Here is a 25,885-nt window from a genome sequence, read left to right as displayed (position 1 = left end):
GAGAGACCGTGAAAGATGTGGATGTTGGGCACGCCGCCGTCCCTGGCGGGCTTTGCCCAACCTACGGCTCAATCCGGGAACGGAAGCGTTCGCCCTAAATCAAAGGCAAATGAACGCAATGGGGTCAAGAACCGTCGCTGATGGCGAGCCGATTGCGACCCATTTGCGTTCATTCGCGTTCATTTGCGGCAAAAAAGAATTTCAAACGAATCCGTCCTATGCAATCCCCTGTCCTGCTTCTCGTACTCCTCGGCGTCATGGCGCTGGCCTATCGGTTCGGTTACCAGCGGGCCGTGTCCGTCGCCGGGGGCGTGGATCGGATCAAGACCCTGCACTCGCTGCCGGGTTACTACGGCTTCTACGCCGCCCTGTGGACAGGTCTGCCGGCGCTGCTGCTGCTCGGCTTCTGGGTCGGGTTCCAGGATGTCATCGTGACCGGCCTGGTGGAGGCGGAGCTGCCGGCGGAAATGACGGCAGGTCTTTCCACGGGGCAGAAGGGTCTGCTGCTTAATGACATCGAGAACCTGGCGACCGGGAACATCGTCTCGGGCGAGGTGACGCCCGCGCTGCAGGCCGCCGCGGACAAGTACGCCCACCTGCAGGGCCTAGCCGATATCGCCATGTGGTCCCTGGTCCTGGCCGTGGCCTTAGGCGGACTCGCGCTCGCCTGGAAGCGGACCCACCCGGAGCTGCGGGCCCGCAACGGGGTGGAGTCGACGCTGATGGTGATCCTGGTGGTCTTCTCCTCGATTGCCATCCTGACCACCCTCGGCATCCTGTTGTCGGTGATCTTCGAGTCGATCCGGTTCTTCCAGAAGGTCTCGGTGACGGAGTTTCTCTCCGGTACCGAATGGAGTCCCCAGATCGCGCTGCGGGCGGACCAGGTGGGAGCGTCGGGCGCCTTCGGGGCGATTCCCCTGTTCACGGGGACCCTGCTGGTCTCCCTGATCGCCATGCTGATCGCGGTGCCCATCGGCCTCATGGCCGCCATCTATCTGTCCGAGTATGCGCCGGCCAAGATACGGACCATCACCAAGCCGGTACTGGAGGTCCTGGCCGGTATCCCGACCGTAGTCTACGGCTTCTTCGCCGCGCTCACGGTAGCCCCCTTCATCCGTGATCTGGGGGCCTCCCTGGGGCTCGCGGTTGCCTCCGAAAGCGCCCTGGCCGCAGGCCTGGTCATGGGGATCATGATCATTCCCTTCGTGTCCTCCCTCTCGGATGACGTGATCAACGCCGTCCCCCAGGCCATGCGCGACGGTTCCTATGCCTTGGGCGCGACCCGCTCCGAGACGATCAAAAAGGTCATCTTTCCCGCGGCCCTGCCCGGCATCGTCGGCGGCGTGCTGCTGGCGGTGTCACGCGCCATCGGCGAGACCATGATCGTGGTCATGGCCGCCGGCCTGTCGGCCAACCTGACCTGGAACCCCTTGGAGGCCGTGACCACGGTGACGGTCCAGATCGTCACCCTGCTGACCGGGGATCAGGAATTCGACAGCCCCAAGACCCTGGCCGCCTTCGCCCTGGGCCTGACGCTCTTCGTCGTCACCCTGATCCTGAACCTGATTGCCCTGCATATCGTGCGCAAATATCGGGAACAATATGAATAAGCAAGTACCCGAGGCACCGCCCAAGCGCACCATCGACCTCGTCAACGCCGGCCTCCAACGGCGTCGCGCCGCGGAGAGGCGTTTCCGTTTCTTAGGGGTAGGGGCGGTGGTGCTCGGCCTATTGTTCGTGGCCATCCTATTCGTCGACATCATCGGCAAGGGCTATACGGCCTTCCAGCAAACCTACATCCGGCTCTCCATCCGGTTCGATCCGGCGCTCATCGATCCCACCGGCGCGCGCGAACACGACGCCCTTTCTCGCGCCGATTACCGGAAGCTGATACGCACTGCGCTCACCGCGCGCTTCCCGGAGGTCTCGGGCCGTCGGGACAAACGGGCACTCTATCAGCTGCTGAGCCCCGGTGCCCCGCAGCAGCTGCGGGAGCGGGTCTTAGCCGATCCCGGACTGATCGGCACCGAGTCGGAGGTCTGGCTACTCGCCGACGATGACATCGACATGCTGGCTAAGGGGCATATCGACCGCGCGGTGCCTGAATCCGAGCGGCGGGTGAAGGACCGAACCCTGGGCTGGGTGGATACCCTGGTCGCGGACGGTCGGTTGGAGAAGCAATTCAACACCCTCTTCTTCACCGCGGGGACCTCCCGCGAGCCCGAGCTGGCCGGCATCGCCGGGGCCCTGATGGGTTCCTTGTACACCCTGGCGTTGACCTTGCTGTTCTCGTTTCCCATCGCCGTGGGTGCAGCCCTCTACCTGGAAGAATTCGCGCCCAAGAACCGCTGGACCGATCTCATCGAGGTCAACATCAACAACCTGGCCGCCGTGCCCTCCATCGTGTTCGGCCTGCTGGGCCTGGCCGTTTTCATCAACTTCTTCGGCGTGCCGCGCTCCACCCCCCTGGTGGGCGCCCTGGTGCTGACCCTGATGACCCTGCCCACCATCATCATCGCCGGCCGCGCGGCCCTCAAGTCGGTGCCGCCGTCGATCCGTGAGGCCGCCCTGGGTGTCGGCGCCTCGCCCCTGCAGACCCGGTTCCATCACGTCCTGCCCTTGGCCATGCCCGGCATGCTGACCGGGACCATCATCGGCATGGCGCAGGCCCTGGGCGAGACCGCACCCTTGCTGATGATCGGCATGATCGCCTTCATCGTCGACATCCCGGGCGGAGTGACGGATCCGGCGACGGTGCTGCCGGTTCAGATCTACTTGTGGGCGGACAGCCCCGAGCGCGGCTTCGTGGAGCGGACCTCGGCGGCCATCATGATATTGCTGGCTTTTCTGATCGCCATGAACCTGACCGCGGTCTTGTTGCGCAAGAAATTCGAACGGCGCTGGTAGGCCACTGGCCCGACGCCGGATTGAATCGAGGTATGAACAATGAGCACGACTGTTGAAGTAGCCACTGAGGATGCCGTCGCTATGACCGCTTCCGACCTGGAGCAGGAGGGCGTGTTCGGGGGCACGGTCGGCGACTATACCGTCAAAGATGCCCGCATGCAGTGCCGGGGCGTCGATGTCTATTACGGAGAAAAGCGCGCCATCAAGCATGTGAGCCTGGACGTCGGAAAGCGCGAGGTGGTGTCCATGATCGGCCCCTCCGGCTGCGGCAAGTCCACCTTTCTGCGCTGCCTCAACCGGATGAACGATGAGATCCCCGGCTGCCGCGTCACCGGCACCATCAAGCTGGACGGCGTCGAGATCTACGATAAAAAGCTGGACGTGGTGCCCCTGCGGGCACAGGTCGGCATGGTATTTCAGAAACCCAACCCTTTCCCCAAATCTATCTACGAGAACGTCGCCTACGGGCCGCGCATCCACGGCCTCACCAACAACAAGGCCGAGCTGGACGAGCTGGTGGCGTCGAGCTTGCGCAAGGCGGGGCTCTGGGACGAGGTCAAGGACCGGCTGGATCAACCCGGAACCGGCCTCTCCGGGGGCCAACAGCAGCGCCTGTGTATTGCCCGCACCATCTCCGTTTCTCCCGAAGTGATCCTGATGGACGAGCCCTGCTCGGCCCTCGACCCCATCGCCACGGCCAAGATCGAGGAGCTGATCGACGAGCTGCGGGAAAACTACAGCATCGCCATCGTGACCCACTCCATGCAGCAGGCGGCTCGGGTGTCCCAGCGTACCGCCTACTTCCATCTCGGCGATCTGGTGGAGGTCGGCGAGACCAACCAAATCTTCACCAGTCCCAACCACAAGCTCACCGAGGACTATATCACCGGCAGATTCGGATGAATCGCTCGCGTTTTTCAGATCAAGCAGGTAGACGGTTAGCCCCTCCTGTTCCAACATATTGCGTCAGAGAAGTTAATCGCCCACTCCCTATCATATGATTCGCGCTATCACATGATTCGCGGTTGGGCATTTTTCTCGTTCCCACGCGCTGCGTGGGAACCTAGTTGCTCCGCGCCGCGGAGAGAATCAGGCCTGTGTCCACCATTCCGTAGACACGGGAACCAAACCCGCCAAGCTCGGATAATTCCGCGCAATTGTTTCCGATTCCGAATGGAGTGCGGCATGACCGAAGTTACCAAGGGCCACACGGTTCGCAAATATGACAAGGAGCTTAGCAACGCCCGCAAGCTGGTGCTGGAAATGGGGGCGCAGGTGCTGGAGCAGGTACGCAAATCCGTCAGCGCCCTGGGCGAGGGGGACATCGGCCTGGCCCGTGAGGTCGTCGATAACGAGCGCAAGATCGATGCTTGCGAGCTCGATATCGACGAGGCCATTTTCGACCTCATCGCTAAGCGTCAGCCGGCTGCCATCGATCTGCGGTTTATCCTTGCCCTGTCCAAGGTCGCTGGCGATCTGGAACGGGCGGGGGACAAGGCCGCACAGATCGCCTGGTGCGCGATCCGACTCATGGGACGGACGAGCCGGCGACCGGCGTCGAAGAAGATACTCCATCATATCCATAGCCTCGACCAGGTCACCCGTCGCTTGCTGGAACGCAGTCTCGATGCCCTTGCCAAGGTCGATGTGGATTTGGCCCTCGATGTGTTCGAAGACGGCTCCCAGCTGGACGACCTGGCCGGACACCAATCGGGTAGAGCAACGGCAGACTCACACGAGATGCTGGAAGACGGTTCCGAGCTGGATGACGGATTCGACGCGGCGATACGCCATGCCATGACCTTCGTGTTCGAAGACACCCAGTTGGTGGGCCAGGTGTTGGACGTCGTCTTCGTCCTGCGCGCCCTTGCCAATATCGGAGACCACGCCGGCAACATCGCCGAGCAGGTGATCTTCATTGCCAAAGGCAAGGACGTGCGTTATCAGAACAAAGAGGTCCTGATCGACGCCCTGCGTGAGCGCAAAGCGTAGCGCGTAGGATGGGCAAAGCAAGCGTCCACCAAACCGATCTCGAGGTTTCGGTCATGGCGAACGACGAGAAGGACAAGGAGAACAAACAAGTCCGTACAATCAACCGATGACTTGATCGCTCTACGTTATTCACGTATCTTGTCTGAAGAATTACGCATGCATACCCTGGTTGAAACGCCTGTCTTCATTCGTCGAGCAGCACAGGCTGGGGTGAGTGAGGCAGAGCTCGACGAAATCAGGTTGCTCATCGCAAACCATCCGAAGGCTGGAGATCCTGTGCCCGGCACTGGTGGAGCGCGAAAACTGCGGTTCGCTGCGAGAGGCAAAGGAAAAAGCGGTGGATACAGAATCATTACCTTTTTCAGCGGTGAAGACATTCCTGTTTTTCTTTTGGATATCTATGCCAAAGGGGAGAAGATTGATCTCAGCCAGAATGAGAAGAATACCCTGAGGGGTGTGCTGCAACGGTTAGCCGAAACTTACCGGAGCAAACAGGATGAGTGAAGCTGGGAAACGTCTGATCGAAAGTGCCGAGCAAGCCCTCGCCTTCGCTGAAGGACAGGCGGAACCTAAGGATTACCGTATCCACATCCCGGGAGAGATCAACGTTCGGTACATCCGCGAGCAGTTTCACATGAGTCAAACGCAGTTCGCACAGGCGTTCGGTTTCAGCGTTCGAACCCTGCAGGAGTGGGAACAGGGCCGGAGCGTTCCACGCGGGGTTTCCAAGCATTTTCTCCTCGTGCTGCAAAAGGAGCCGGAAGCAGTTCAACGCGCGTTGAGGAATTATAGACTCGAGGGCAACACCCAGGAATCGACTAGCACAGGGCATAGGCCGATTCCGAGGCAGGAGAGTTCTCAGAAATTGAACCTGGCTCCTTTCCCCTTTTTCCCCGTGAATTAAAATCTGGTAGTGGTAAATTCACAAGTGTTAACGTAAAGAGATTCGTCTTTTTGATCCCCTCTCCCCAACCCTCTCCCGGAGGGAGAGGGGGTATAGCGGCCAGTGCCGTTGGTCATGTTACAACTTAGATATTAACCACTACCGAAAAATCTAAAGCTGGATCTCATGATGGTGCAGGGGATAGCCGTGATCCCGGTAATACACATAGCGTTTTCTACCGGTTTCGCGCACGTTCGAGTCTTGGTCGATCAGCTCGCAGAGGCGCTCGAAGCGCTCGAAGAAGGCGGGTACTTCCAGGGAGAGGTTGATCAGGACCTGGTTCTCTTCTCCCGGATCCTCACCGTGACCGATCAGGATCGGTGTGAGCGCGCGGTCGCTGTCGTTCACCAGCCCATGGGGGAGAAAGCTTTGCTGCCGGAAGGTCCAGAGCAAACGGTCGAGGTGGCGCGCCTGTTCGCGGTCCGGGACCTGAATGAGGGTACGTTGTCCGGTCCCGTAGATGCGCTCTACCAGGCGGCAGGCGAGGAGGAAGCGGTCACCGCGACTCGGTTCCTTGAGGGAATAGAAATCGATGCGGGTCATTTGAGTTGGCCGCTGCGCTTGAGGATGAGCTCGGTCAGCAGGGATACCGGCCGCCCGGTGGCGCCCTTCTTCTTGCCGCTGCGCCAGGCGATGCCGGCGATGTCCAGGTGCGCCCAGGGGTACTGCTTGGTGTAGCGTGAGAGGAAGCAGGCGGCGGTGATGGCACCGCCCCAGCGGCTGTTGCCGATGTTGGCCATATCGGCGAAATTGCTGTCGAGCTCCTCCTGGTAGTCGTCCCACAGGGGCAGGCGCCAAGTGCGGTCACCGGCGGCTTCACCGGCGGCGAGGATTTCCGCTGCAAGCTGCTCATCCTGGGTGAACAGACCGCTCGGATGCTTGCCGAGGGCGACGACACAGGCGCCGGTGAGGGTCGCCATGTCGATCACGACGGCGGGATCGAAGCGCTCACAGTAGGTCAGGGCATCGCACAGGATGAGTCGGCCCTCCGCATCCGTGTTCAGGATCTCGATGGTCTGGCCTGACATACTGGTGACGATGTCCCCCGGCTTGTTGGCGTCACCATCCGGCAGGTTCTCGGAGGCCGGGACGACCCCGACCAGGTTGAGGGGAAGCGCCAGCTCCAGGGCGCCGAGCATGGCCCCGAAGACGCTCGCCCCGCCGCACATGTCGAATTTCATCTCGTCCATGTCGGAGGCGGGCTTGATCGAGATCCCGCCGGCGTCGAAGGTGAGACCCTTGCCGACCAGGACCACCGGCTTGGCGTCTTGCGCGCCGCCCCGATACTCCATCAGGATGAGCTTGGCGGGCTGGCGACTGCCGCGGGAGACCGAAAGCAGGGCGCCCATGCCGAGCGCTTCTAAGTCTTTTTCTTCGAGGATCTCTACCCGCAGCTCGGGGTAGTCCTTGCCCAGATCGATGGCCTTATCCGCAAGGTATGCGGGTGTGCAGATGTTACCCGGTAGATTACTCAGGTCCTTCGCCAAGGCGACCCCCCGGGCGATGGCGCCGCCGTGGTGGACTGCTTCTTGGGCGGTCTGGGTATCCTGTTTCTCCGCTATCCAGAGATCGAGGCGCTTGAGTGGAAAGCGCGGGGCTTTTTTCTCTTGCTTGGTCTGGTCATAGTGGTAGACGCTGTCGGCACAGGTGGTCACGGCGTCGCGCACGGTGCGATAGCGGGTCATGCCTGCGGGGATGACCTCCGGCAAGGTGCATAGGGCCGTGGTGATGCGGGTGTCGTTGAGCAGGGTCACCGCAGCCGCCAGGGCCTTGCGATAGCTGCGGCGGTTGAATTCCTTGCGTTTGCCGCAGCCGATCAGGAGGACCCGCTCGCAACTGACGCCGGGTATGCCGTAGAGCATCAGGGTCCGGCCGGTCTCGCCGTCCATGTCGCCTTTGCGCAGGATATCGCTCAGATGGCCGCCGCTGGCCTTGTCGATGACCTCGGCGGGTTCGGAAAGCTTGTGTTTCTCGAACACCCCGAGGATCAGACAAGGGGTCTTTTGTCCGGCCAGGTCGCCGCGTTTGATCTTGAATTCCATGGTTACTCCATCGGCTATGAGGATAGATCAGGATCCACCCGCCAGCCGGAATCAGAGAGGCAGTGATAAGATGCGTACTGGTGAGAAGTCTACAAGATTCCGGCGGTAACGGCAGCTACGGGTCGCTGGGACCTATTGACATTTGGGAATTCTCGTTTGCCGCAAATGAACGCAAATCGGTCGAAATCGGCTCACCATCCTCGAGGGCCTTTCACCTCGTTATATTTATTTGCGTCCATTGGCGTTGATTTGCGGCGAACGCTTCCGTGAAGATCCTCGATCGCTATCTGGCCGGTGCCGTCATCATCGGCACGCTTGTGACCCTGGGGGTGCTGTTGCCGTTAATGGGGTTTTTCCTCCTTGCCGACGAGATGGACGAGGTGGGAGAAAACGGCTATCAGCTCGCGGATGCCTTGCTGTTCGTGGCCCTGATCATGCCGCGGCATACCTATCAGCTCTTTCCGATCGCGACCCTGATCGGCGCCCTCGTAGGCCTGGGCTCTCTGGCGAGTCGCTCGGAACTGGTCGCCATACGGGCGGCGGGGGTGTCGATCGGGTACATCGTCTATGCCGCAATCAAGGGGGGGCTCCTGCTGGCGTTGGTCGCCGTGGCGGTAGGCGAGGGAGTCGCGCCGATTGCGGAGCAGAAGGCGCTGCAATGGCGTTCCGAGGCCCAGTCCGGCCAGGTTACGCTCAAATCGGAGCATGGATTCTGGGCCCGGGATGGTCGTGCCTACATCTATATTCAGGAGATCCTGTCCGGCGCGCAGCTGCGCGACATCCATATCTACGAGTTCGACGAGGAACGGCATCTGAGCCGGGTGACGCGCGCCGAGCATGCCGGATATGTAAAGGGAAGCTGGATACTGCAGGGGATCTTCCGCAGCACGATCGACAATGAGCGCATCAAGACCAGTCACCTTGCCCAGGCCGACTGGAATTCACTGCTGGACCCGGGATTGTTGAAGATTATCGTCGTCGAACCCCATGTGCTCCCGATCTGGGGGCTGCTGCGGTATGTCCGGTATATGGCGGCAAACGGTCAGGACGCCCGCCCCTACGAGGTGGTCTTCTGGGGTAAGGCGATCCATCCTTTTTTGATTCCGGCCATGATCTTCGTCTCCATTCCCATTTTGGTCGGTTCGGCGCGCACCAGCGGTTTTGGGGCGCGCATGCTCTTGGGTGTAGTGGTGGGTATCGCCTTCTATCTGGTCAGCCGCACCTTCGCTTATTTCGCGCTCCTGTATGGAATGAACCCCCTGGTTGCGACCCTGATTCCGCCCTTTGCATTCCTTGCGGTTGCCTTTTGGGTATTGAAGCGGGCCGGGTAGCGGCAATTGCGACTTCGGCAGCGGTGGGGGAGAGAACAGAGCGGACGCTTTCAGCTACCAGTTGCTGGAAGCCGGTGACTGGTAGCCGGTAGCTGGCAGCTGGCAGCTGGCGACTGATAAGCCGCAAAGGTTTCCTGTCCTGAAACTGTCTGAACCGGTTGGTTTTCACCGACGCGCTACTTATGCTGTCGAGATGATGGACGAGTGTAACAAATCCGCAATTGCACGGCGGTTTCGTGGATTCCTGCCGGTGGTGGTGGATGTGGAAACGGGGGGGTTCGACCCCCAGCAACATGCCTTGCTGGAGATAGCGGCCAGTATCATTCACATGGACGACGATGGCCTGCTGGTACCTGCCCCGACCCTGTCCTGTCACGTGCTGCCGTTCATCGGTGCCGAGATAGATCCACGGGCGCTGGCCTTCAACGGTATCGACCCGGATCATCCGTTCCGCGACGCGGTTCCGGAGCGGGAGGCACTCACCCATATCCTCACCCCCATCCGCAATGCGGTGAAGGCATCCGGGTGTAATCGCGCTATCCTGGTCGGACACAATGCTGCCTTTGATCTGGGATTCATCAAGGCCGCCGTAGAGCGCACCAACTTCAAGCGCAGCCCGTTCCACGCCTTCAGCGTCTTCGATACCGTGTCCCTGGCAGGGCTTGCCTATGGGCAGACGGTCCTGGCCCAAGCCGCTCAGGCGGCGGGCCTGGGCTGGAAGAGCAGCGAGGCACACACGGCCATCTATGACGTGGAGCAGACGGCCAGGCTGTTCTGCGGGATCGTCAACCGGTGGCGGGAGCTGGCTCCGAATCGCCCGTGGGAGACGGCCCAGTCTCCCTGATTGACTGTAGGGTCCGCTGTGCGGACCGCTGGGATGTTGCGGCCATCCAGCCTGTGAAAACCGTTGGTCAGTGCAGATAACAACCAGAAAGAGAACCACGGATGAACACGGATCAACACGGATGGAGACCAATCCGTGTTGATCCGTGTCCATCCGTGGTTCGAGATAGCGAGGATCAGATAGTTTGTTTTCTCGGATTGTGCCGTGTGGCAGTATAATTTTCCTCGGCTCTTCGATGGATTCCGGACGCTTCCATTTACGCCCCGATGATGCACAAGCATGCGTCCCCGGCGTTTTTCGCCGTCTGGCCGCCCTGCTCTACGACCTGGTGCTCCTGCTCGGCGTGCTCATGATCGCGGTCACCTTCCTGATCGTCCCCTATTACTTCGCCGCGGGCGTGCCCTTCCCCCACGATGAGTACTTCCACCGTTTCGGGTTGCGCCTTTACCTGGTTACAATGATCGCCCTGTTTTTCATGTTCTTCTGGATCCGCGGCGGTCAGACGCTCGGTATGCGCACCTGGCACTTGCGACTCGTACGCGCAGACGGTTCCCCCCTTAAGCCCCGCGACGCCCTCATGCGACTGGTATGGGCAACGCTCTGCCTCGCGCCGGCCGGTGCCGGCCTGCTGTGGATGCTGTTCGATCGGGACCGCTTGACCTGTTACGACCGGCTCTCCCGTACCAGACCGATCAGGGTGCAGGACTGATCGGCCACGAGCCCGGCGGTTTGCTAGGGCCTGTTGATATATTCGAGATGCCCTTGAATCAGCTAGGGAAAAGCCTAATATGGCCCATATTACGACTCGATACTATTTTCAAGGTATATCCCAATGAGTGCAGAAACTGCTGTTGAGACTCCCCTGGAATTCACGTCTGCGGCGGCAGCTAAGGTCGCCCAGCTGGTCAAGGACGAGGGAAATCCCAATCTGATGTTGCGGGTTTACATCCAAGGAGGCGGTTGTTCCGGGTTCCAATACGGCTTCACCTTCGAAGAGCAGGTCCAGGATGGGGATACCGAAGTGACCACAGACGGCGTCAAGCTGCTGGTCGATCCCATGAGCATGCAGTACCTCACCGGTGCGGAGATCGACTATACGGAGGGTCTACAGGGCGCCCAGTTCGTCATTCGCAATCCAAACGCAACCACCACCTGCGGTTGTGGGTCTTCCTTCTCCGCTTGAACGCTCAAGCCCGAAAATCCATCAGCGCGTGGCTGCTGCCGGTGCTCGACCGCTGCCACGGATAGGTTACTGTAACCTTGGGCTTGCGATCTCGCTGGTGCAGCTGGCTCGCATCCTCCTTCTGGGATGGGGCCTGGTGGCGCTCGGGCCGGCATCCGCCCAGGGGCACGCCCCCCGGGAACCCGCCCAGGCCGCGCCGTCCTTCGAACAGTCCCTGACCCAGCTCCTCGACCCTTCCTTCAAGGTCAAATCCGCCGCCGTCGATGCCATCGCCGCTGGCGGTGATGAGCGGGCACCGCAAGCACTCGCGGCCCTGCTGAGCGGCAGGCTCTTCTACCGCAAATCCGACCGACGCGTCGTCTACGCCGAGCGGCGAACCAACGGCTATCGAATCACCGACGTGCTCAGCGGCGAGCCGCTGGGAGACGTCGGACGGCACCACATAAAGAAAACCGGCATCAACAACAAGCTGCGCCGGCAACTACGGGCCGCCATCGCGGGTCTGGCGCTGGACCATGTAGAGCCCAAAGTTCGCCTGGATGCGGTGCGGAGAATGATGTCCGATCCGGACCCGAACCTCGCGCCCCGGCTCCAAGCGCGTCTGGACCTGGAGCAGGACGCGGCAGTGCGCGAGGCCCTGGAACAGACGCTTGCCGTCACGGATCTCGCAAGCCCGGACGCGAAGGTGCGCCTGGCCGCGGTAGGGGCGCTTAGGGGCAACCTGGAGCCGGTCGTCCGCAACCGCCTCTCCACCCTGCGGGAACAGGACGAGTACCCGGAGATAAAATCGGCAGCGACCCAAGCCCTGGCGGACATCGAGCGCAAGCTCACGCTCTACGCTAGGGCCGAGACCCTGTTCTTCGGCCTGAGCCTGGGGTCCGTCCTGGTGCTGGCCGCCATCGGACTCGCCATCACCTTCGGGGTCATGGGCGTCATCAACATGGCCCACGGGGAGCTCATCATGCTTGGCGCCTATACCACCTATCTGGTGCAGCAGGCCATGCCTAACGCCGGCGAGTATTCCCTGCTCGTTGCCATTCCCGCGGCCTTTCTGGTCGCCGGGGCCTTCGGCGTAGTCATCGAGCAGCTAGTGATCCGGTTCCTCTACGGTCGGCCGCTGGAGACCCTGCTGGCCACCTTCGGCGTCAGCCTGATCCTGCAGCAACTGGTGCGTACCACCATCTCGGCCCAGAACGTGGCAGTGGAGAATCCGGTCTGGATGAGCGGGTCCCTCCAGATCAATCCCGCCCTGAGCCTGACCTACAATCGGATCTACGTCATCCTGTTTACCCTCCTGGTCTTCCTGGGTCTGCTGCTGATCCTGAAGCGCACGACCCTGGGGCTACAGGTGCGGGCGGTATCCCAGAACCGGGCCATGGCCCGCGCCATGGGGGTCCGCTCCGCGCGGGTGGACGCCTTGACCTTCGGATTAGGGGCCGGTGTCGCCGGGGTTGCCGGCGTCGCCCTGTCCCAGCTCACCAATGTGGGCCCCAATATGGGGCAGGCCTACATCATCGACGCCTTCATGGTCGTGGTGTTCGGTGGGGTCGGAAACCTGTGGGGAACCCTGATCGGCGGCCTGACCCTGGGGGTCGCCAACAAGCTCCTGGAGCCCTGGGCCGGCGCCGTGCTGGCCAAGATCCTGGTGCTGGTATTCATCATCCTGTTCATCCAGAAACGCCCGCGGGGGCTGTTCCCGCAGCGCGGTCGGGCAGCGGAGGCTTGATGAACTGTAAAGGCGCGATGGAGTAATCGCACATGAAGCCCCGCAGACGAGGCAGGACCATTTTTTTGACTGTCACCGGCACCCTTCTGGTAATGCTCGCCGCATTCTGGTGGTTCATCACCCTCATTTTCGACGAATCACGCGACATCCAACGCTGCTCACTTGCGTACTAGATCCTGGTACCGGACAGCATCCACCGCCTGCCGCTGGACTATTGCATCGGACCCGCCCGCTACCACTATAGTGCTGGCGATGGGCTCCAGTTCCCGAGGTTTGAGCGTTTCTGCCATACGTCCGATTCGGCTGCTGCCATTGCCCATTACCAGACTCTATTCCTGGCGTGGGGCTATCGGGGGCCAAAGCGACGAACTGGTTTTCATAATTGGGAATACCTCCTTTTCGATCAGGACGACCATGCACTCGAGCTTTCGACTAGGGCACCGGATCAATTCGAAATCATCTATCTGTGGTAGGAGTAACCGATGTCGAATCGTGATGATATAAAAAATGACCGCCTCATCTACACCTGCAACTGTGGTTGGATCGATCTGGGCCATCGGAGTAATCACACATGAAGCCCCGCAAACGAGGTAGAATCATTTTTCTAACCGCCGGTATCCTGGTAACTATCGTTGCAGCCGGGTGGCTCTTTCTGCTCGGTTTTGGCGATTCAGACAACATCCACCGTTACTCGCTAAGATACTGGCTCCTGGTGCCGGATAGCATGCGTCACCTACCGTTGGACCATTGCACCGCCCCCCCTCGCTACTACTATAGTATGGCCGAGGGGAATGCACCCCTTAGGGTGAGGCGTTACTGCCGTACGTCCGATCCAGCCACCGCCATCGCCCATTACCAAGCTTTGCTTCTGGAGCGAGGCTATCGGGGACCGGAGCGAGAAATCGGACCTTATGGTAGAGAACACCTTTATTTCCATCAGGACGATCATGTGCTCAAGCTTTTGACCAGAGCACCGGACGAATTCGCACTCATCTATGTGTGGTGGCCACCTTGAAAAATAGGTGTTTTCACCGATCAAATGACTTTAACCCATTGATTATTCATATGTGCCATTTACGAAAACCGTATTTTTCAATGTGCCCTGGTGGGAGTAACCGATGTCGAATCGTGATGACATTAAAGATGAACGCCTCATCTACACCTGCAACTGTGGTTGGATCGATCTGGATCACATGGAGGACAGCGCTAAATATGAATTCGTCGGTGCCAAGAATCTCTGGAAGCAGATCCGGGGCGGCGATCTTCCACCGGGGGTCGATCCCCGCAGGCTCTATGACCGCCCTGGTCCGGGCTGTTTCCCCTATGTGGACCCGCGGGAAAGGTGCGCCCGTTTTCACGACGGCGACCCGGGATACAAGGTCACCTACAGACAGGGCATGAGTCACAAACGTATCAAGCCCGTCAGGGCTGGTATTGAGCGCAGCTATCTGGTCCGCTACGGACTCACCCCGCAGGAAAAGCGCGTGGTAGCCTTGGCCATCTTCATGGAGGTTTCGGTAATGTTCGAGGGGTTCCAGGGCAGCTTTCCCTGGAGGGTCGCTACCAACAGCGGATTCAGCCAAGAGGACCTGGTCTCCAATCTGCTTAGCTTCTATATCGCAGTCGACGGCTACGACCTGGACCAGGTGGAGACTATCTGTAAGAAGGTCTCGACAGAGGTGGCCCTCGCTATCTGGGATCGGGAAGGCAGTGTGGAAGAGAACAAAAACCCGACCTTCGAGCCCGCCTTCGCCAAGGAGCCCGGCGCCGAGTGCACCGACAGCGAGCAGATCTTCCCCAAAGCATTCACCAAGATTCGGCCCGCCATCAAGGGCGGAAACTTCATCGATTTTCCGAGCCTGTTGAGCGTCCCTGGTTCGTGGTCCATCTGGCGGGACTGAGGCTTCCTTTACCGATCGTTTATCTCGCCTCGACCCGGCAGCCGGATGCCATCACCGCGTCCCGACAAGCATCCGAATTCGGAACCCAAGCCTCGTAGGGTCCGCTGTGCGGACCATGGGCAACCTCGGTGGCATTGAAGTCGAAGTGCGGACATCTCGTCCGCAGGGAATAGATGATTTGCTTTTCAAAATGAGCTTTTCGTTGAGTGAAGGTTGAAAAATGGGGTTTATCAGGGCATTGAAAGGCGACACCGGCGGGCAGATCATGCTGTTCCTGCTGGGTCTGGTCGCTATTGTGGTACCCATCCTGAACCTGGGGGTGCCGGCGTCGAGTCCCTGGTATCTGTCCACCTATACGGTCACTCTGCTAGGCAAGTACCTGACCTATGCCCTGCTGGCGGTGGCAGTGGATCTGGTCTGGGGCTATCTCGGGATCCTGAGCCTGGGCCATGGGGCCTTCTTCGCCCTCGGCGGCTATATGATGGGCATGTATTTGATGCGGCAGATCGGAGAGCGGGGCGTCTACGGCAATCCGGAGCTGCCGGACTTTATGGTCTTTCTCGACTGGTCGGAGCTGCCCTGGTTCTGGTACGGCTTCGACCAATTCTGGTTTGCCGCCCTGATGGTGGTGCTGGTGCCGGGGCTACTGGCCTTCGTCTTCGGTTGGCTGGCCTTTCGCTCCCGGGTCACAGGAGTCTATCTGTCCATTATCACCCAGGCCCTCACCTATGCCCTGATGCTGGCCTTCTTTCGCAACGAGATGGGTTTCGGCGGCAATAACGGCTTGACCGACTTCAAGGATATTCTAGGCTTCGACCTGCGTAGCGACGGCACCCGGATCGGTCTCTTCCTCGCCTCCGCCGCCGCCCTCGCCCTGGGCTACCTGGCCTGCCGCTTTGTCGTCAGCTCCCGCTTGGGCCGGGTGGCGGTCGCCATCCGCGACGCCGAGGCGCGCGTCCGCTTCCTCGGCTACCGGGTCGAACGAGTCAAGCTCTGGATCTTCGGCTTCTCCGCCGCATTGGCCGGCGTGGCTGGTGCCCTCTATGTGCCCCAGGTCGGCATCATCAATCCGGGGGAGTTCGCGCCGCTCAATTCCATCGAGCTGGTGATCTGGGTCGCCATCGGTGGGCGCTTCACCCTCTATGGCGCCGTGCTGGGGGCCATCCTGGTCAACTACGCCAAGACCTATTTCACCGGCGTCATGCCCGAGGCCTGGCTGTTTGCGCTGGGCGGCCTGTTCGTACTGGTGACCCTGCTCCTGCCTAAGGGGATCGTGGGCCTGTTCGCGCGCCGCAAGCGCTCCACCGCACAACCGGCGGATGTCACCCCATGAAGGCCCTGCGGCAAATTCAAAAGGCCATGCGCCGGGATCGCCAATTCGGCCTCATGCATTCGGCGCGGGACATGGCGCCGGACGTCAGCCATGGTGAGCTCCTGTATCTGGAAGACCTCAACCTCAGCTTCGATGGCTTCAAGGCCATCGACGACCTGAGCTTCTACCTGGAGGCCGGCGAGCTGCGCTGCGTTATCGGCCCCAACGGCGCCGGCAAGACCACCATGATGGACATCATCACCGGCAAGACCCGCCCGGACTCCGGCAGCGCCTCCTTCGGCCTCAACATCGACTTACTGGAGCTGTCCGAGTCCGAGATCGCCGAGATCGGCATCGGACGCAAGTTCCAAAAACCCACCGTATTCGAGTGCCACCGGGTGATCGAAAACCTGGAGCTGGCCATGGCCGGCGACAAGCGCGTGTTCCCCACTCTGTTCGCCAAGCTGACCGGCGAGCAGCGAGATCGTATCGACGACGTGCTTGGTATCATTGGGCTCACGGAGCATGCCTACCGGGACGCCGGCGCCCTCTCCCACGGCCAGAAACAGTGGTTAGAGATCGGCATGCTACTGATGCAGGACCCCCTCCTGCTGTTGGTGGACGAGCCCGTGGCCGGGATGACCCACCAGGAGATGGACCGTACCGCGGAGCTACTCCGGTCCTTGGCGGGCAACCACTCGGTGGTCGTCGTCGAGCACGACATGGAATTCGTCCGTGCCATCGCCAAGCGGGTGACCGTCCTGCACCGGGGCCGTGTGCTGGCGGAAGGGACCATGGACCAGATACAGAATGACCCCAAGGTGATCGAGGTCTACCTGGGCGAGTGAACGCCTTTTCCTGCACCAGTAGATTGAGTATGGGAAAAATGATCCGGGCTTCGATTTCTAACGCCGACCGCGGAGAGAGATGTGGAATTTGACACGGAATGTCAGGTCCCAGATAATTATACTTGTTAATCTGAGGTTAAACTCGCTAGATATCTATTCAGATATCTACTTACGGCAGTAGAGCTATCTATTGCATGTTGCGCAACAAAGACAATGTAGAGGTATATGATGAAAGACTCCAAGAAAGACAATATCGAGTCCAAGCACACATCTACGCTTGATACGGCGAATAGAATAGCAATGTGGGTGATCATACTTTCCTTTGGTTCTATCTTAATGTTAGGATTAGTGTTAGGATTGGCACCATTATATATAATGAGAAATACACGTATATTTCTTACATCAGATGTAAAAAATATAAAAGATTTAATGAGTACCTTTTTTGACTTCAGCTATTCCCTTTTACCAGTTATTGGTGCATGGATGGGGGCTGTTATAGCATATTATTTCTCCAGAGATAACTTCGAATCTGCTGCCAAAAGCACAGGAGAATTGGTTAGACAGCTAAAGCCTGAGGAAATATTACGAAAAACAGGGGTAACAGAAGCAATGGTGCCAATGGATCAGATCAAATTAACCGAGCAAAAGACTGATAGTAAGATTCAGGATGTAATTAAAGAAATGGATGAGAAAAATGCTAACAGGCTTCCGATATTCGGAAAGAATCGAGAGGCCAAATATATCCTCCACAAAAGCATACTTCATCAATTTATGATCGAATGCGATTCGCCGGAAAACCCCATGAAAGACTTGACTCTTCAAAGTCTTTTGGACAATCCAAAATATAAGCCAATTGCTGAGGCCTTTTGTGTGCTTCCTGAAAGTGCAACGCTGGCTGACGCAAAGCGTGTGATAGATCAGACCGAAAATTGCTCTGATGTATTTATCACAAAGACAGGCCAGAAAACCGATCCAGTCACTGGTTGGCTCACAAACGTTGGTGTGCTATCACATCTGCCTGCATCGTAATGCATAATCCCGCTTATTCAGCCGACGCAAAAAGTCGCGCGGCTGATTAGCGCGTCAGGTATACCCATCACCCATGGGTAGGGGTTAAGCTTTAAGTTGTGTGTTGGGCATGCCGCCGTCTAAAGATGCGGTTCGCCGCCGGGCGCGTCCCACGCCCGGCGGCTCACCACATCCTACCGGCTTTGTCCAACCTACGAGCTTCGCCCCGCTCCCACCGGAAGAGAGCCTGCGCCGAGCGCGGAATCAAAATGAGCCAAGTAGATACATCGATAACCCATATTACCGAAGCTAAGGGTAATGTTTTCGCACAAACTCGGACCCCATAAAGCGGCGCTCCTTTGTCGCACCGCTTTATGAGTACGGATCATGCCGGCAATACCTCAAGACACGCAGATCGGCGCCGAACCGGCGGATTTCTTCTTTGACGTGGAGGAGCTCCATGCCCTAGCCGACGGCGCCCTCATCAAGAAGGCCCTGCGTCATGCCCGCGACAACCGCGTGACTCAGGTCGCCTTTGTCAGTGGCGAGCTGGTCGCTACTGTGGAGGACGCGGATCGGGAAGAACAGTTGGACCTACGCCTGGGCTACGACGCCGACGGCAATCTGTGGTCGAGCTGCGATTGCGACGACTCCGGCATCTGCCTCCATGCGCTGGCGGCGCTCCTGGCCTATGGTACCGCCGGTGACCTGGACGGCCAGCTCAACGATGCCCTGACGGCAGCCATCGAGGAGCGCGCCAAGCGCGGCCGTACCGAGGTACGGGTCGAGCCCCTGTCTGGGGAGCCCTGGTTCGGTATCTGGCGGGCCCGCTCCATCGCCGCCGCCGGCAGTCATTTCCAGACTACCTACCAGGTTCAGATCCGCTCCTTGACCAAGCGTGCCAATCACTGTACCTGCCCCGACTTTGCGACCAATCAGCTGGGTACCTGCAAGCACATCGAGGCGGTCATCCACCGGATCGGCAAGCGCAAGGATTGCGCGGCCATCCGGCACCAGCCGCCGCCGCTGCCCTATATCTACCTGGATTGGGACAGTGAGGACGCGCCACGCATCCGACTCCACCGTGGCAATGAGCTCGCCGCCCACTTGAGTCCCCTGCTCGCCCGCCACTTCGATACCGGTGGTGCCTTCACCGGCCGCCTGCCCGACGACTTTCTGCGCTTCGCGGAACAGGCGGGCGGTGACGAGAACCTGCTGATCGGCGACGATGCGCTCGGCTTCGCCCGCCGCATCGCCGATGATGCCGCCCGCGAGCTGCGCGCCCGGGAGATCGGCCAGCGCATCCGCGAGAGTGGCGGCCGGTTGCCCGACATTCGGGCCCGCCTCTATCCGTATCAGGTCGACGGGGTCGCCTTCCTCGCCGGGCGCGGGCGGGCGCTGCTGGCGGACGATATGGGTCTAGGCAAGACCTTGCAGGCCATTGCCGCGGCCTACTGGCTGCACCGCCAGGATGCGGTCGAGAAGGTGTTGATCGTGTGTCCGGCGTCGCTCAAGTTTCAATGGGCACGGGAGATCGAGCGTTTCACCGGCGCGCAGGCCCATTTGGTCCAGGGACCCGTGGCTGCGCGGTCGGTTCAGTACCGCAAGGGCTCCGGGTTCTATGTCATCAACTACGAGTTGGTATTGCGGGATCTGAGCCCGATCAACGAAACCCTGGCCCCGGACCTGCTGATCCTGGACGAGGCACAACGGATCAAGAACTGGCGCACCAAGATCGCCGCCGCCATCAAGCGTATCCCATCGCGTTACGCCTTCGTACTCAGCGGCACACCGCTGGAGAACCGCCTCGAAGACCTCTACAGCCTGATGCAGGTAGTCGATGCGCGGGTGTTGGGGCCCTTGTGGCGCTATCTGGTGGACTTCCATATCACTGACGAGCGCGGCAAGGTGCTCGGCTACCGCAACCTCTCGGAGCTGCGCCGGCGCCTACAGCCGGTGATGCTGCGCCGAGATCGTGCCCTGGTAAGAGATCAGCTGCCGGACCGTATCGAGCAACGCCGGGACGTGGCCATGTCACCGCCCCAGATCGAGCTCCACGACGAGGCCCTGGCCACTGCGGCACGCCTGGCCCAAATCCTCAAACGTCGCCCCCTGACCCCGGTCGAGCAGAACCGCATGATGGCCGCCCTGCAGCGGGCACGCATGGCCTGCAACGCCGCCGGGCTGGTCGACAAGACCACGCCGGGATCGCCCAAGCTCGACGAGCTGGCCAGTATCTTGGAAGAGACCTGCCAACTGGCCGGGCTCAAGGCCGTGGTCTTCTCCCAGTGGGCCCAGATGGGGGAGCTAGTCGAGCTCCGGGTTAAGCGTATGGGCCTGGGCTGTGTGCGGCTGCACGGCGGTGTGCCCAGCGCCAAGCGCGGCGACCTGATGGACCGCTTCTGCGATGACGAGGCGTGCCAGGTCTTCATCTCTACCGACGCCGGCGGCACGGGTTTGAACCTGCAGAGCGCCTCGGTGCTGATCAACCTGGATATCCCCTGGAACCCGGCAATACTGGACCAGCGCGTCGCCCGCGTCCACCGCCTGGGACAATCAAGCAAGGTCCAGGTACTCCACCTGGTGGCACCGGATTCCTATGAGGAGCAGGTGCTGGGATTGATCCAAGGGAAACGCAATCTGTTCGACAATGTAATGGACTCGGACGCCACCGAAGACGTGGTAGGCGTCTCCAAGCGCCTCGCGGAGGTCCTGGCGGAGGACCTGGCCGGAACCCTGGAGGAACCTGAGGCGCTGCCACCCGCAGACCGGATACCAATCGTCGCGGAGGACACCGCGCCAACCCCGGCGGATCACCCACCACTGACTGCGAGCGGGCAATCGGCCTTATCCGGCGCAGCCGACGCTGGTACCGCCGAAGAGGTCAGGCGCTGTGTCCTCGAGCTTCAGCACGCGCTGGGCCCGGGTATCGAGCGCATCCTCGGCGCGCAGGGTGGCCTGCTGGTGGTCATGGATGCGGTCGACGATGATGCCGACGCGCGCGCGGCCGCTATCTCGCAACAGGTCCCCATCGCGCTCATCGACCGGCGCACCTTGCAGGGATTGCAGCGCCTGGGTATCGCATCGCCTGCGAACGGTGCGCAGAGCCTCTACCAGGCCCCGCAGCAGCCCGCCGCGGCCCAACCCGCGCTGGTGCGCCGGGCCCGCCAGAAGTTGGAAGCCGCCGAGGTGCTGCTACGCCAGGACTGCCCCGCCCCCGCTGGTGAGCTGCTGCTCGGCGCGTTACTCTGCGCCGCCGCCCTACGCTGTGAGGCCAAGGCACCGCCCGAGCCCCACACGGCCGGAGTCTGGCTGTATGCGAACGCCCTGCCCTCCGGTAAGCTCCAACCGGACGACGCGGCCCTGATCATGCGCGCCGTCGCCCTTGCCCAAGCCGAGGACCAGGCCCCGCCGGACCTGCTTGCGGCACTCGCTTCCGATGCGGCCCGGTTCGTTGAGGATACGGCCGATAACCAGACAGCTTCTGAATCCGGGGCCATTACAGGTTGCCGGAGCCAGCAGACATCAGGACAATATTCGCTTCGATGATCGGATCAGCAGCGTTTCGTATATGGAATATGCCTCACTGAGCAGACTGCTGGCCTCGGCGTCCTGGGTGGTGCCGTTGCGGATTTCGAACCTGTTTGTCAGCTCGGTCTGCGGTGGAATATCCAATAGCTTGCAAATGCCGCTCCAGACTTCGGACGACTGCTCGCATAAGCGTTCGTAGCATACAAAGACACAGTGTTTGTCATTCTCGGATACTTGTTCCATTAAAAATCGATATACGCCAACCCACTGTGCCAGCCAGTATTCCAATGCAGTTGGAACATGTTTTGTACCGCTTGCCGCGCCCCATTCGAACGGCCGGTGATCACGACCAAACTCATGGTGCACGAGCCATGTCATATACCTCTGTGCAAACCTGTCATAGCGGTTCCGATCGATGAATCTACGATGCTGCGTCAGCAAAGACCGTGCTTGCTTGATAGGGTCACGAAAGGGTACAAGTATTATCGCGTTGGGAAATATGCTCGGTAATCCAGCCAAGCGCAACACATTGTTGTTGTTCTTCGAGAGATAGCGCGTTTTGTTGTACCTTTGATTTATCAGATCGACATAAACACGAAAGGCTGCAACGGATTCATCCGCCAGTTGGACACTTACGAGCCTGTCCTCGCGTATGTAATCTCCCCCGAATACGCGCCAAAAAACCTCCTCCAAGGCTTCGGGACTGTCAAAGCCGATTTGAATTCCATCACCGTGGGCCCTCTCGATATCATCTCCGTGACGTTGAGAGCTCCTGGTAACCTTAGCCCAGGTATTGGGAGCCAGTACAAACGGCATATCCCGATAGGTCAAGGAGCTGAATTCCTTAGAATCGTAAAGTGCCTGCATGAGCATCGTTGTACCGGACCTTGCAAGGCCACTCACAAACACATGCTTCGCTTGGATGGACTCGATTGGTTTCTTGGAGAAGAGTTTTCGTTCTATATCAAAACTGGTTTCAAGGATTGCCGCATTACTCAGCGCCAACCGATGGAGGACCCGTGATGGAAAATCATACATTGAACCGACCAACTGTCCATTAGTTACATTGTGAATTCCAGTCTTCAACTTTGCGTGGAGAGAGTCGGGTAATGTTTATCAACCCGAGGTTTTTTCCCGGTCCAACCCTGTTCTCAAAGATAAACATCGGTTTGCCTGATAGATGGCCTACCACGACACGCCCATTGTCCTCATCTGCGAACACCAACAGGTTGTTATCGTCATCAAACTCAAAGTTTCCTTTCGCGCGCATTGTTACGCCCCAGGTTTTCAGATCGAACAAAACCGATCGAGAGTGATCCTTCACCCCGAGTGTGACGATCCGCGGGTTAGGCCCTGAGTTCGCAAATGGATTGTTATCAAAGACGGCAATATAGCCCCGCTGAAAGGTCGCATCATGTTGGCTTGACGTGAGGCCATAGCGATACCACAGGATCTTGGATGTTTTGGGTCTGAATACGAAAACCAGGTTCAGACGTCGCAAGCTGATCAACAGATCTCCTGCCTCGAAGTCATCGAAGCTATCCGCAAGGTCCCGGGACAAGACATCAACCTTATTAGGGTGAAATAACTCGGCCCGGGTAATGTGCAACGGATATTCACCCGCGGAGACAGGGGGCGCTTTAAATGCATCGAAAATAGCCAGGTCCTGGTCTCTTGCCCACCGAATAAGTTCCGCTAAGTGTATTCGCTCCATGATCTCTCCCGTGTTCCCGTCTACGGACACGATTTCCGGACCATAGAAGGTGTAAAATTTCCCTTCGTTATAGGTAATTTCATGGTGGTAATTACGATAGAAACTGGAAGGGAGCTTGCTCAGATCTAATGCTGATGGTTTTATCGGATCGGCCTCCCACTTCTTTTCACCGCACCAGCTGTAACTCGTCAGTACGCCATAGGTATTGGTTGCCAAATCTCCGGTCTTCGACAGTGCCAAACCGATACCACCATATATCTTTCTATATTGCCGGGGCTTTATGGACCAACCTCGTACTATTCGGCCTTCCGTAGAGATCAGAATGGCCCCCCAATGGGTATCCTCGAAGGTAAAGCTCCCGTAGATGAGAAAATACTCCTTCCGGCCGGCATCTGAATAATACCGAGCCTGATCGAGGGACTCTATGCTCGGTCCTCGGTAGGAAGAGGTATCTACAGATCTAAACTGGAGTTGCATGGGAAAGGGTGACGGACTCACGGCAAAGGCGAGAGGATCGAACATCAGCCCGTCCTTGAATCGCTGGGCAACTGACCTCTTATCGGCCGGGTGTCCCTTCCAGAACGCAATGATTTGCCTGAAGGAGGGCTTGAGAAGGCGAGATGGGAATATGTCGTAATAAACCATGGCAGCGCCCCAGATAAAGCAGACCAGGGCAACCAGCCAGATAATTCCAAAAACGGGAAGATACCTTTTCATGTGCAAGGTGGGTTGGATCGCAATGCCATTAAGTTAGCTGCTGACCGCTTGTCGTGGTCGATCAGGATGCGGAAAAGAAAACCACGAAGCGCGCGCATCGGCGCGAACAAGATCCCTCCCTTCGGTTCGGGATGACAATTTCGCGCGGATTCGCGTGATGCGTCGTTTCTCCTCTTGTTTGGCGACCGGTAATGCTTAACTTAATAGCATTGGTCTGCACCTCAATGCCATTAGTTAAGCGTCACCGGCCCGTTTGTGATTGGTTGATCCCTGTTTCGTTCGCCCTCTCCAACCCTCTCCGCCGGGAGGCATGCTTAACTTAATAGCATTGGTCTGCACCTAACCCGGGGCCGACATAGGTAAGGCCGATCGTCGGATAGACGATTAATGAGACAATAAGAACCCATTTCCGGATAACTAATTGCATCGTGAGCTCCACTCTTCAACTTTCCGTGGAGATATGCGGGTAATGTTTTTCAACCGGAGGTTCTTTCCCCGTCCAACCCTGTTCTCAAAGATAAACGCCGGTTTACCTGATAGATAGCCTACCACGGCACGCCCATTGTCGTCATCTGATACCATCAATAAACTACTACCATCATCAAGCTCGAAGTTTCCCCCCATACGTATCGTTATACCCCAGGTTCTCAGATCAAACAAAGTCGATCGCGTGTGATCCTTCACTCCGAGTGTGACGATCCGTGGACTAGGCCCTGAATTCGCAAACGGATTGTTATCAAAGACAGTGATATAGCCCCGCTGAAAGGTCGGATCGTGTTGAAGCGATGTGAGGCCACAGCGATACCATAGGATTTTGGAGGTCTTGGGTCTGAATACGAAAACCAAATTCATGTTTCGCATGCTGATCAACAGATCCCCTTCTTCAAAACCATCGAAGCTATCCGCGAGGTCCCGGGATAGAATGTCAACCTTATTGGGATGACCAGAATTAGCTAGTTTAACCTTTAACGAGTTGAAATTTCTCTTGTTCAGATCCTTATCTTTGAAGACGATACGCCTTGAGAAATGTACATCAAAAATAGCCAGGTCCTGGTCTCTTGCCCACCGAATAAGCTCCACGAGATCTATTCGCTCCATGACATCTCCCGTGTTTTCGTCCACAGATACGATTTCCGACCCGAAGAAGGTATAAAACCTCCCCGCGTGATAGGTGATATCATGGTGGTACACATTATAGTCGTAAGGGATCTCGCGCCCGGCCAACGCGAGTGATTTTGTCTGCTTGGCCTCCCACTTCTTTTCACCGCACCAGCTATAACTCGTCAATACACCATAGGTATTGGTTGCCAAGTCTCCGGTCTTTGACAGTGCCAACCCGATACCACCATCCAGCCATCTGGATTCCTGGGGCTTTATGGACCAACCCCGTACTATTCGGCCCTCCGTGGAGATCAAAATGGCCCCCCAATGTGTATCCTTGAAGGCAAAGCTCCCGTAGATGAGAAAATACTCCTTCCGGCTGGGATCCGAATAATACCGGGCCTGATCGAGGGACTCTATGCTTGGTCCTCGGTAGGAAGAGGTAGCGACAGGTTTAAACTGGAGTTGCATGGGAAAGGGTGACGGACTCACGGCGAAGGCGAAAGGATTGAACACCAGCCCGTCTTGGAGTCGTTGTACAAATGACCTATTATCGGCCGGGTGTCCCTTCCAAAACGCAATCACTTGTCTGAAAGGGGGCATAAATAGGTGGTGTGGAAATATATCATAATAAACCATGGCAGCGCCCCAGATAAAACAGGCCAGTGCAACCAGCCAGATAATTCCAAAAATGGGAAGGTACTTTTTCATGTATGAGGCGGGCTTGCATGGGTCTGTCCCGACCACGACAGGGTGGTGGAGCCGGGTTGCGGCTCAAGGCCATT

The 25,885-nt window shown here is 58.7% G+C and carries 21 protein-coding genes; 16 read left to right on the top strand and 5 right to left on the bottom strand.

All coding sequences use genetic code 11. The annotated features are described in order from the left end of the window. The first annotated feature begins 218 nt into the window (after positions 1–218). The 6 genes from pstC to E1958_RS10990 all read left to right on the top strand — a co-directional run bounded on the left by pstC (position 219) and on the right by E1958_RS10990 (position 5,803). Positions 219–1,610, top strand: coding sequence for a phosphate ABC transporter permease subunit PstC (gene pstC, locus E1958_RS11015; protein WP_089728371.1), 1,392 nt, complete (start codon positions 219–221; stop codon positions 1,608–1,610). Further along, positions 1,603–2,907, top strand: a complete 1,305-nt coding sequence (pstA, locus tag E1958_RS11010) for a phosphate ABC transporter permease PstA (protein ID WP_133511919.1) — start codon at positions 1,603–1,605, stop codon at positions 2,905–2,907. Before pstC ends, pstA begins: the two co-directional genes overlap by 8 nt. Positions 2,908–2,946: 39 nt before the next feature. After that, entirely contained in the window at positions 2,947–3,810 is an 864-nt protein-coding gene (gene pstB / locus E1958_RS11005; protein WP_133511918.1) for a phosphate ABC transporter ATP-binding protein PstB, read from the top strand. A gap of 282 nt (positions 3,811–4,092) precedes the next feature. After that, the gene (locus tag E1958_RS11000) at positions 4,093–4,899 is read left to right on the top strand and encodes a phosphate signaling complex PhoU family protein (protein WP_165741779.1); all 807 of its coding nucleotides are present in this window, start codon (positions 4,093–4,095) and stop codon (positions 4,897–4,899) included. A gap of 156 nt (positions 4,900–5,055) precedes the next feature. Next, positions 5,056–5,403, top strand: a complete 348-nt coding sequence (locus tag E1958_RS10995; protein WP_133511916.1) for a type II toxin-antitoxin system RelE/ParE family toxin — start codon at positions 5,056–5,058, stop codon at positions 5,401–5,403. Then, positions 5,396–5,803: a helix-turn-helix domain-containing protein gene (locus E1958_RS10990; protein ID WP_133511915.1), complete on the top strand. Its 408-nt coding sequence runs from the start codon at positions 5,396–5,398 to the stop codon at positions 5,801–5,803. The genes E1958_RS10995 and E1958_RS10990 overlap by 8 nt, the downstream gene beginning before the upstream one ends. Before the next feature lie 150 nt (positions 5,804–5,953). On the opposite strand, the gene E1958_RS10985 is transcribed toward E1958_RS10990, so the two are convergent. Next, positions 5,954–6,385: a DNA polymerase III subunit chi gene (locus tag E1958_RS10985; protein ID WP_133511914.1), complete on the bottom strand. Its 432-nt coding sequence runs from the start codon at positions 6,383–6,385 to the stop codon at positions 5,954–5,956. Further along, entirely contained in the window at positions 6,382–7,884 is a 1,503-nt protein-coding gene (locus tag E1958_RS10980) for a leucyl aminopeptidase (RefSeq protein WP_133511913.1), read from the bottom strand. Before E1958_RS10980 ends, E1958_RS10985 begins: the two co-directional genes overlap by 4 nt. Before the next feature lie 266 nt (positions 7,885–8,150). On the opposite strand from E1958_RS10980, the gene lptG reads away from it, so the two are divergent. The 10 genes from lptG (at position 8,151) to E1958_RS10930 (ending at position 21,586) form a co-directional block, all read left to right on the top strand. Further along, complete coding sequence (gene lptG / locus E1958_RS10975; RefSeq protein WP_133511912.1) at positions 8,151–9,215, top strand: LPS export ABC transporter permease LptG; 1,065 nt, start codon at positions 8,151–8,153, stop codon at positions 9,213–9,215. Between the two features lie 196 nt (positions 9,216–9,411). After that, positions 9,412–10,059, top strand: coding sequence for a ribonuclease T (gene rnt / locus E1958_RS10970; RefSeq protein WP_133511951.1), 648 nt, complete (start codon positions 9,412–9,414; stop codon positions 10,057–10,059). Between the two features lie 235 nt (positions 10,060–10,294). Further along, positions 10,295–10,768 (top strand): RDD family protein, encoded by a 474-nt coding sequence (locus tag E1958_RS10965; RefSeq protein ID WP_133511911.1) that lies wholly within the window; start codon positions 10,295–10,297, stop codon positions 10,766–10,768. A gap of 123 nt (positions 10,769–10,891) precedes the next feature. Beyond that, a complete protein-coding gene (erpA, locus tag E1958_RS10960) occupies positions 10,892–11,242 on the top strand; it encodes an iron-sulfur cluster insertion protein ErpA (RefSeq protein WP_089725876.1) in 351 nt (116 codons plus the stop codon). 97 nt (positions 11,243–11,339) lie between these two features. Further along, positions 11,340–12,968 carry an urea ABC transporter permease subunit UrtB gene (gene urtB, locus E1958_RS10955; RefSeq protein WP_243725259.1) on the top strand — a complete coding sequence of 543 codons (1,629 nt, stop codon included), beginning with the start codon at positions 11,340–11,342 and terminating at the stop codon, positions 12,966–12,968. 1,118 nt (positions 12,969–14,086) lie between these two features. Then, positions 14,087–14,869: a hypothetical protein gene (locus E1958_RS10950; RefSeq protein WP_133511910.1), complete on the top strand. Its 783-nt coding sequence runs from the start codon at positions 14,087–14,089 to the stop codon at positions 14,867–14,869. A gap of 220 nt (positions 14,870–15,089) precedes the next feature. After that, the gene (urtC, locus tag E1958_RS10945) at positions 15,090–16,202 is read left to right on the top strand and encodes an urea ABC transporter permease subunit UrtC (RefSeq protein ID WP_133511909.1); all 1,113 of its coding nucleotides are present in this window, start codon (positions 15,090–15,092) and stop codon (positions 16,200–16,202) included. After that, complete coding sequence (gene urtD / locus E1958_RS10940) at positions 16,199–17,029, top strand: urea ABC transporter ATP-binding protein UrtD (protein ID WP_089725880.1); 831 nt, start codon at positions 16,199–16,201, stop codon at positions 17,027–17,029. The genes urtC and urtD overlap by 4 nt, the downstream gene beginning before the upstream one ends. Before the next feature lie 225 nt (positions 17,030–17,254). Continuing rightward, positions 17,255–18,058 (top strand): hypothetical protein, encoded by an 804-nt coding sequence (locus E1958_RS10935; protein ID WP_165741783.1) that lies wholly within the window; start codon positions 17,255–17,257, stop codon positions 18,056–18,058. 366 nt (positions 18,059–18,424) lie between these two features. After that, a complete protein-coding gene (locus tag E1958_RS10930; RefSeq protein WP_133511907.1) occupies positions 18,425–21,586 on the top strand; it encodes a DEAD/DEAH box helicase in 3,162 nt (1,053 codons plus the stop codon). On the opposite strand, the gene E1958_RS10925 is transcribed toward E1958_RS10930, so the two are convergent. From E1958_RS10925 to E1958_RS10915, 3 genes are all read right to left on the bottom strand, one after another. Further along, complete coding sequence (locus E1958_RS10925) at positions 21,563–22,606, bottom strand: sulfotransferase (protein ID WP_133511906.1); 1,044 nt, start codon at positions 22,604–22,606, stop codon at positions 21,563–21,565. The two genes, E1958_RS10930 and E1958_RS10925, sit on opposite strands and share 24 nt — an antisense overlap. A gap of 19 nt (positions 22,607–22,625) precedes the next feature. Further along, the gene (locus E1958_RS10920; RefSeq protein WP_133511905.1) at positions 22,626–23,999 is read right to left on the bottom strand and encodes an arylsulfotransferase family protein; all 1,374 of its coding nucleotides are present in this window, start codon (positions 23,997–23,999) and stop codon (positions 22,626–22,628) included. 417 nt (positions 24,000–24,416) lie between these two features. Then, the gene (locus tag E1958_RS10915) at positions 24,417–25,811 is read right to left on the bottom strand and encodes an arylsulfotransferase family protein (RefSeq protein ID WP_133511904.1); all 1,395 of its coding nucleotides are present in this window, start codon (positions 25,809–25,811) and stop codon (positions 24,417–24,419) included. Between the last annotated feature and the right edge of the window lie 74 nt (positions 25,812–25,885).

Source organism: Candidatus Thiosymbion oneisti, assembly GCF_004359955.1.
Classification (GTDB): Bacteria; Pseudomonadota; Gammaproteobacteria; order Chromatiales; family Chromatiaceae; genus Thiosymbion; species Thiosymbion oneisti.
This window is presented reverse-complemented; position numbering and strand designations above follow the sequence as displayed.

What these genes read in the sequence shown, in the direction of transcription:
- pstC (WP_089728371.1), top strand. Translation starts at nt 219, where the DNA reads ATGCAATCCCCTGTCCTGCTTCTCGTACTCCTCGGCGTCATGGCGCTG.
- pstA (WP_133511919.1), top strand. Translation starts at nt 1,603, where the DNA reads ATGAATAAGCAAGTACCCGAGGCACCGCCCAAGCGCACCATCGACCTC.
- pstB (WP_133511918.1), top strand. Translation starts at nt 2,947, where the DNA reads ATGAGCACGACTGTTGAAGTAGCCACTGAGGATGCCGTCGCTATGACC.
- E1958_RS11000 (WP_165741779.1), top strand. Translation starts at nt 4,093, where the DNA reads ATGACCGAAGTTACCAAGGGCCACACGGTTCGCAAATATGACAAGGAG.
- E1958_RS10995 (WP_133511916.1), top strand. Translation starts at nt 5,056, where the DNA reads ATGCATACCCTGGTTGAAACGCCTGTCTTCATTCGTCGAGCAGCACAG.
- E1958_RS10990 (WP_133511915.1), top strand. Translation starts at nt 5,396, where the DNA reads ATGAGTGAAGCTGGGAAACGTCTGATCGAAAGTGCCGAGCAAGCCCTC.
- E1958_RS10985 (WP_133511914.1), bottom strand. Translation starts at nt 6,385, where the DNA reads ATGACCCGCATCGATTTCTATTCCCTCAAGGAACCGAGTCGCGGTGAC.
- E1958_RS10980 (WP_133511913.1), bottom strand. Translation starts at nt 7,884, where the DNA reads ATGGAATTCAAGATCAAACGCGGCGACCTGGCCGGACAAAAGACCCCT.
- rnt (WP_133511951.1), top strand. Translation starts at nt 9,412, where the DNA reads ATGGACGAGTGTAACAAATCCGCAATTGCACGGCGGTTTCGTGGATTC.
- E1958_RS10965 (WP_133511911.1), top strand. Translation starts at nt 10,295, where the DNA reads ATGGATTCCGGACGCTTCCATTTACGCCCCGATGATGCACAAGCATGC.
- erpA (WP_089725876.1), top strand. Translation starts at nt 10,892, where the DNA reads ATGAGTGCAGAAACTGCTGTTGAGACTCCCCTGGAATTCACGTCTGCG.
- E1958_RS10950 (WP_133511910.1), top strand. Translation starts at nt 14,087, where the DNA reads ATGTCGAATCGTGATGACATTAAAGATGAACGCCTCATCTACACCTGC.
- urtC (WP_133511909.1), top strand. Translation starts at nt 15,090, where the DNA reads ATGGGGTTTATCAGGGCATTGAAAGGCGACACCGGCGGGCAGATCATG.
- urtD (WP_089725880.1), top strand. Translation starts at nt 16,199, where the DNA reads ATGAAGGCCCTGCGGCAAATTCAAAAGGCCATGCGCCGGGATCGCCAA.
- E1958_RS10935 (WP_165741783.1), top strand. Translation starts at nt 17,255, where the DNA reads ATGATGAAAGACTCCAAGAAAGACAATATCGAGTCCAAGCACACATCT.
- E1958_RS10930 (WP_133511907.1), top strand. Translation starts at nt 18,425, where the DNA reads ATGCCGGCAATACCTCAAGACACGCAGATCGGCGCCGAACCGGCGGAT.
- E1958_RS10925 (WP_133511906.1), bottom strand. Translation starts at nt 22,606, where the DNA reads ATGTATGATTTTCCATCACGGGTCCTCCATCGGTTGGCGCTGAGTAAT.
- E1958_RS10920 (WP_133511905.1), bottom strand. Translation starts at nt 23,999, where the DNA reads ATGAAAAGGTATCTTCCCGTTTTTGGAATTATCTGGCTGGTTGCCCTG.
- E1958_RS10915 (WP_133511904.1), bottom strand. Translation starts at nt 25,811, where the DNA reads ATGAAAAAGTACCTTCCCATTTTTGGAATTATCTGGCTGGTTGCACTG.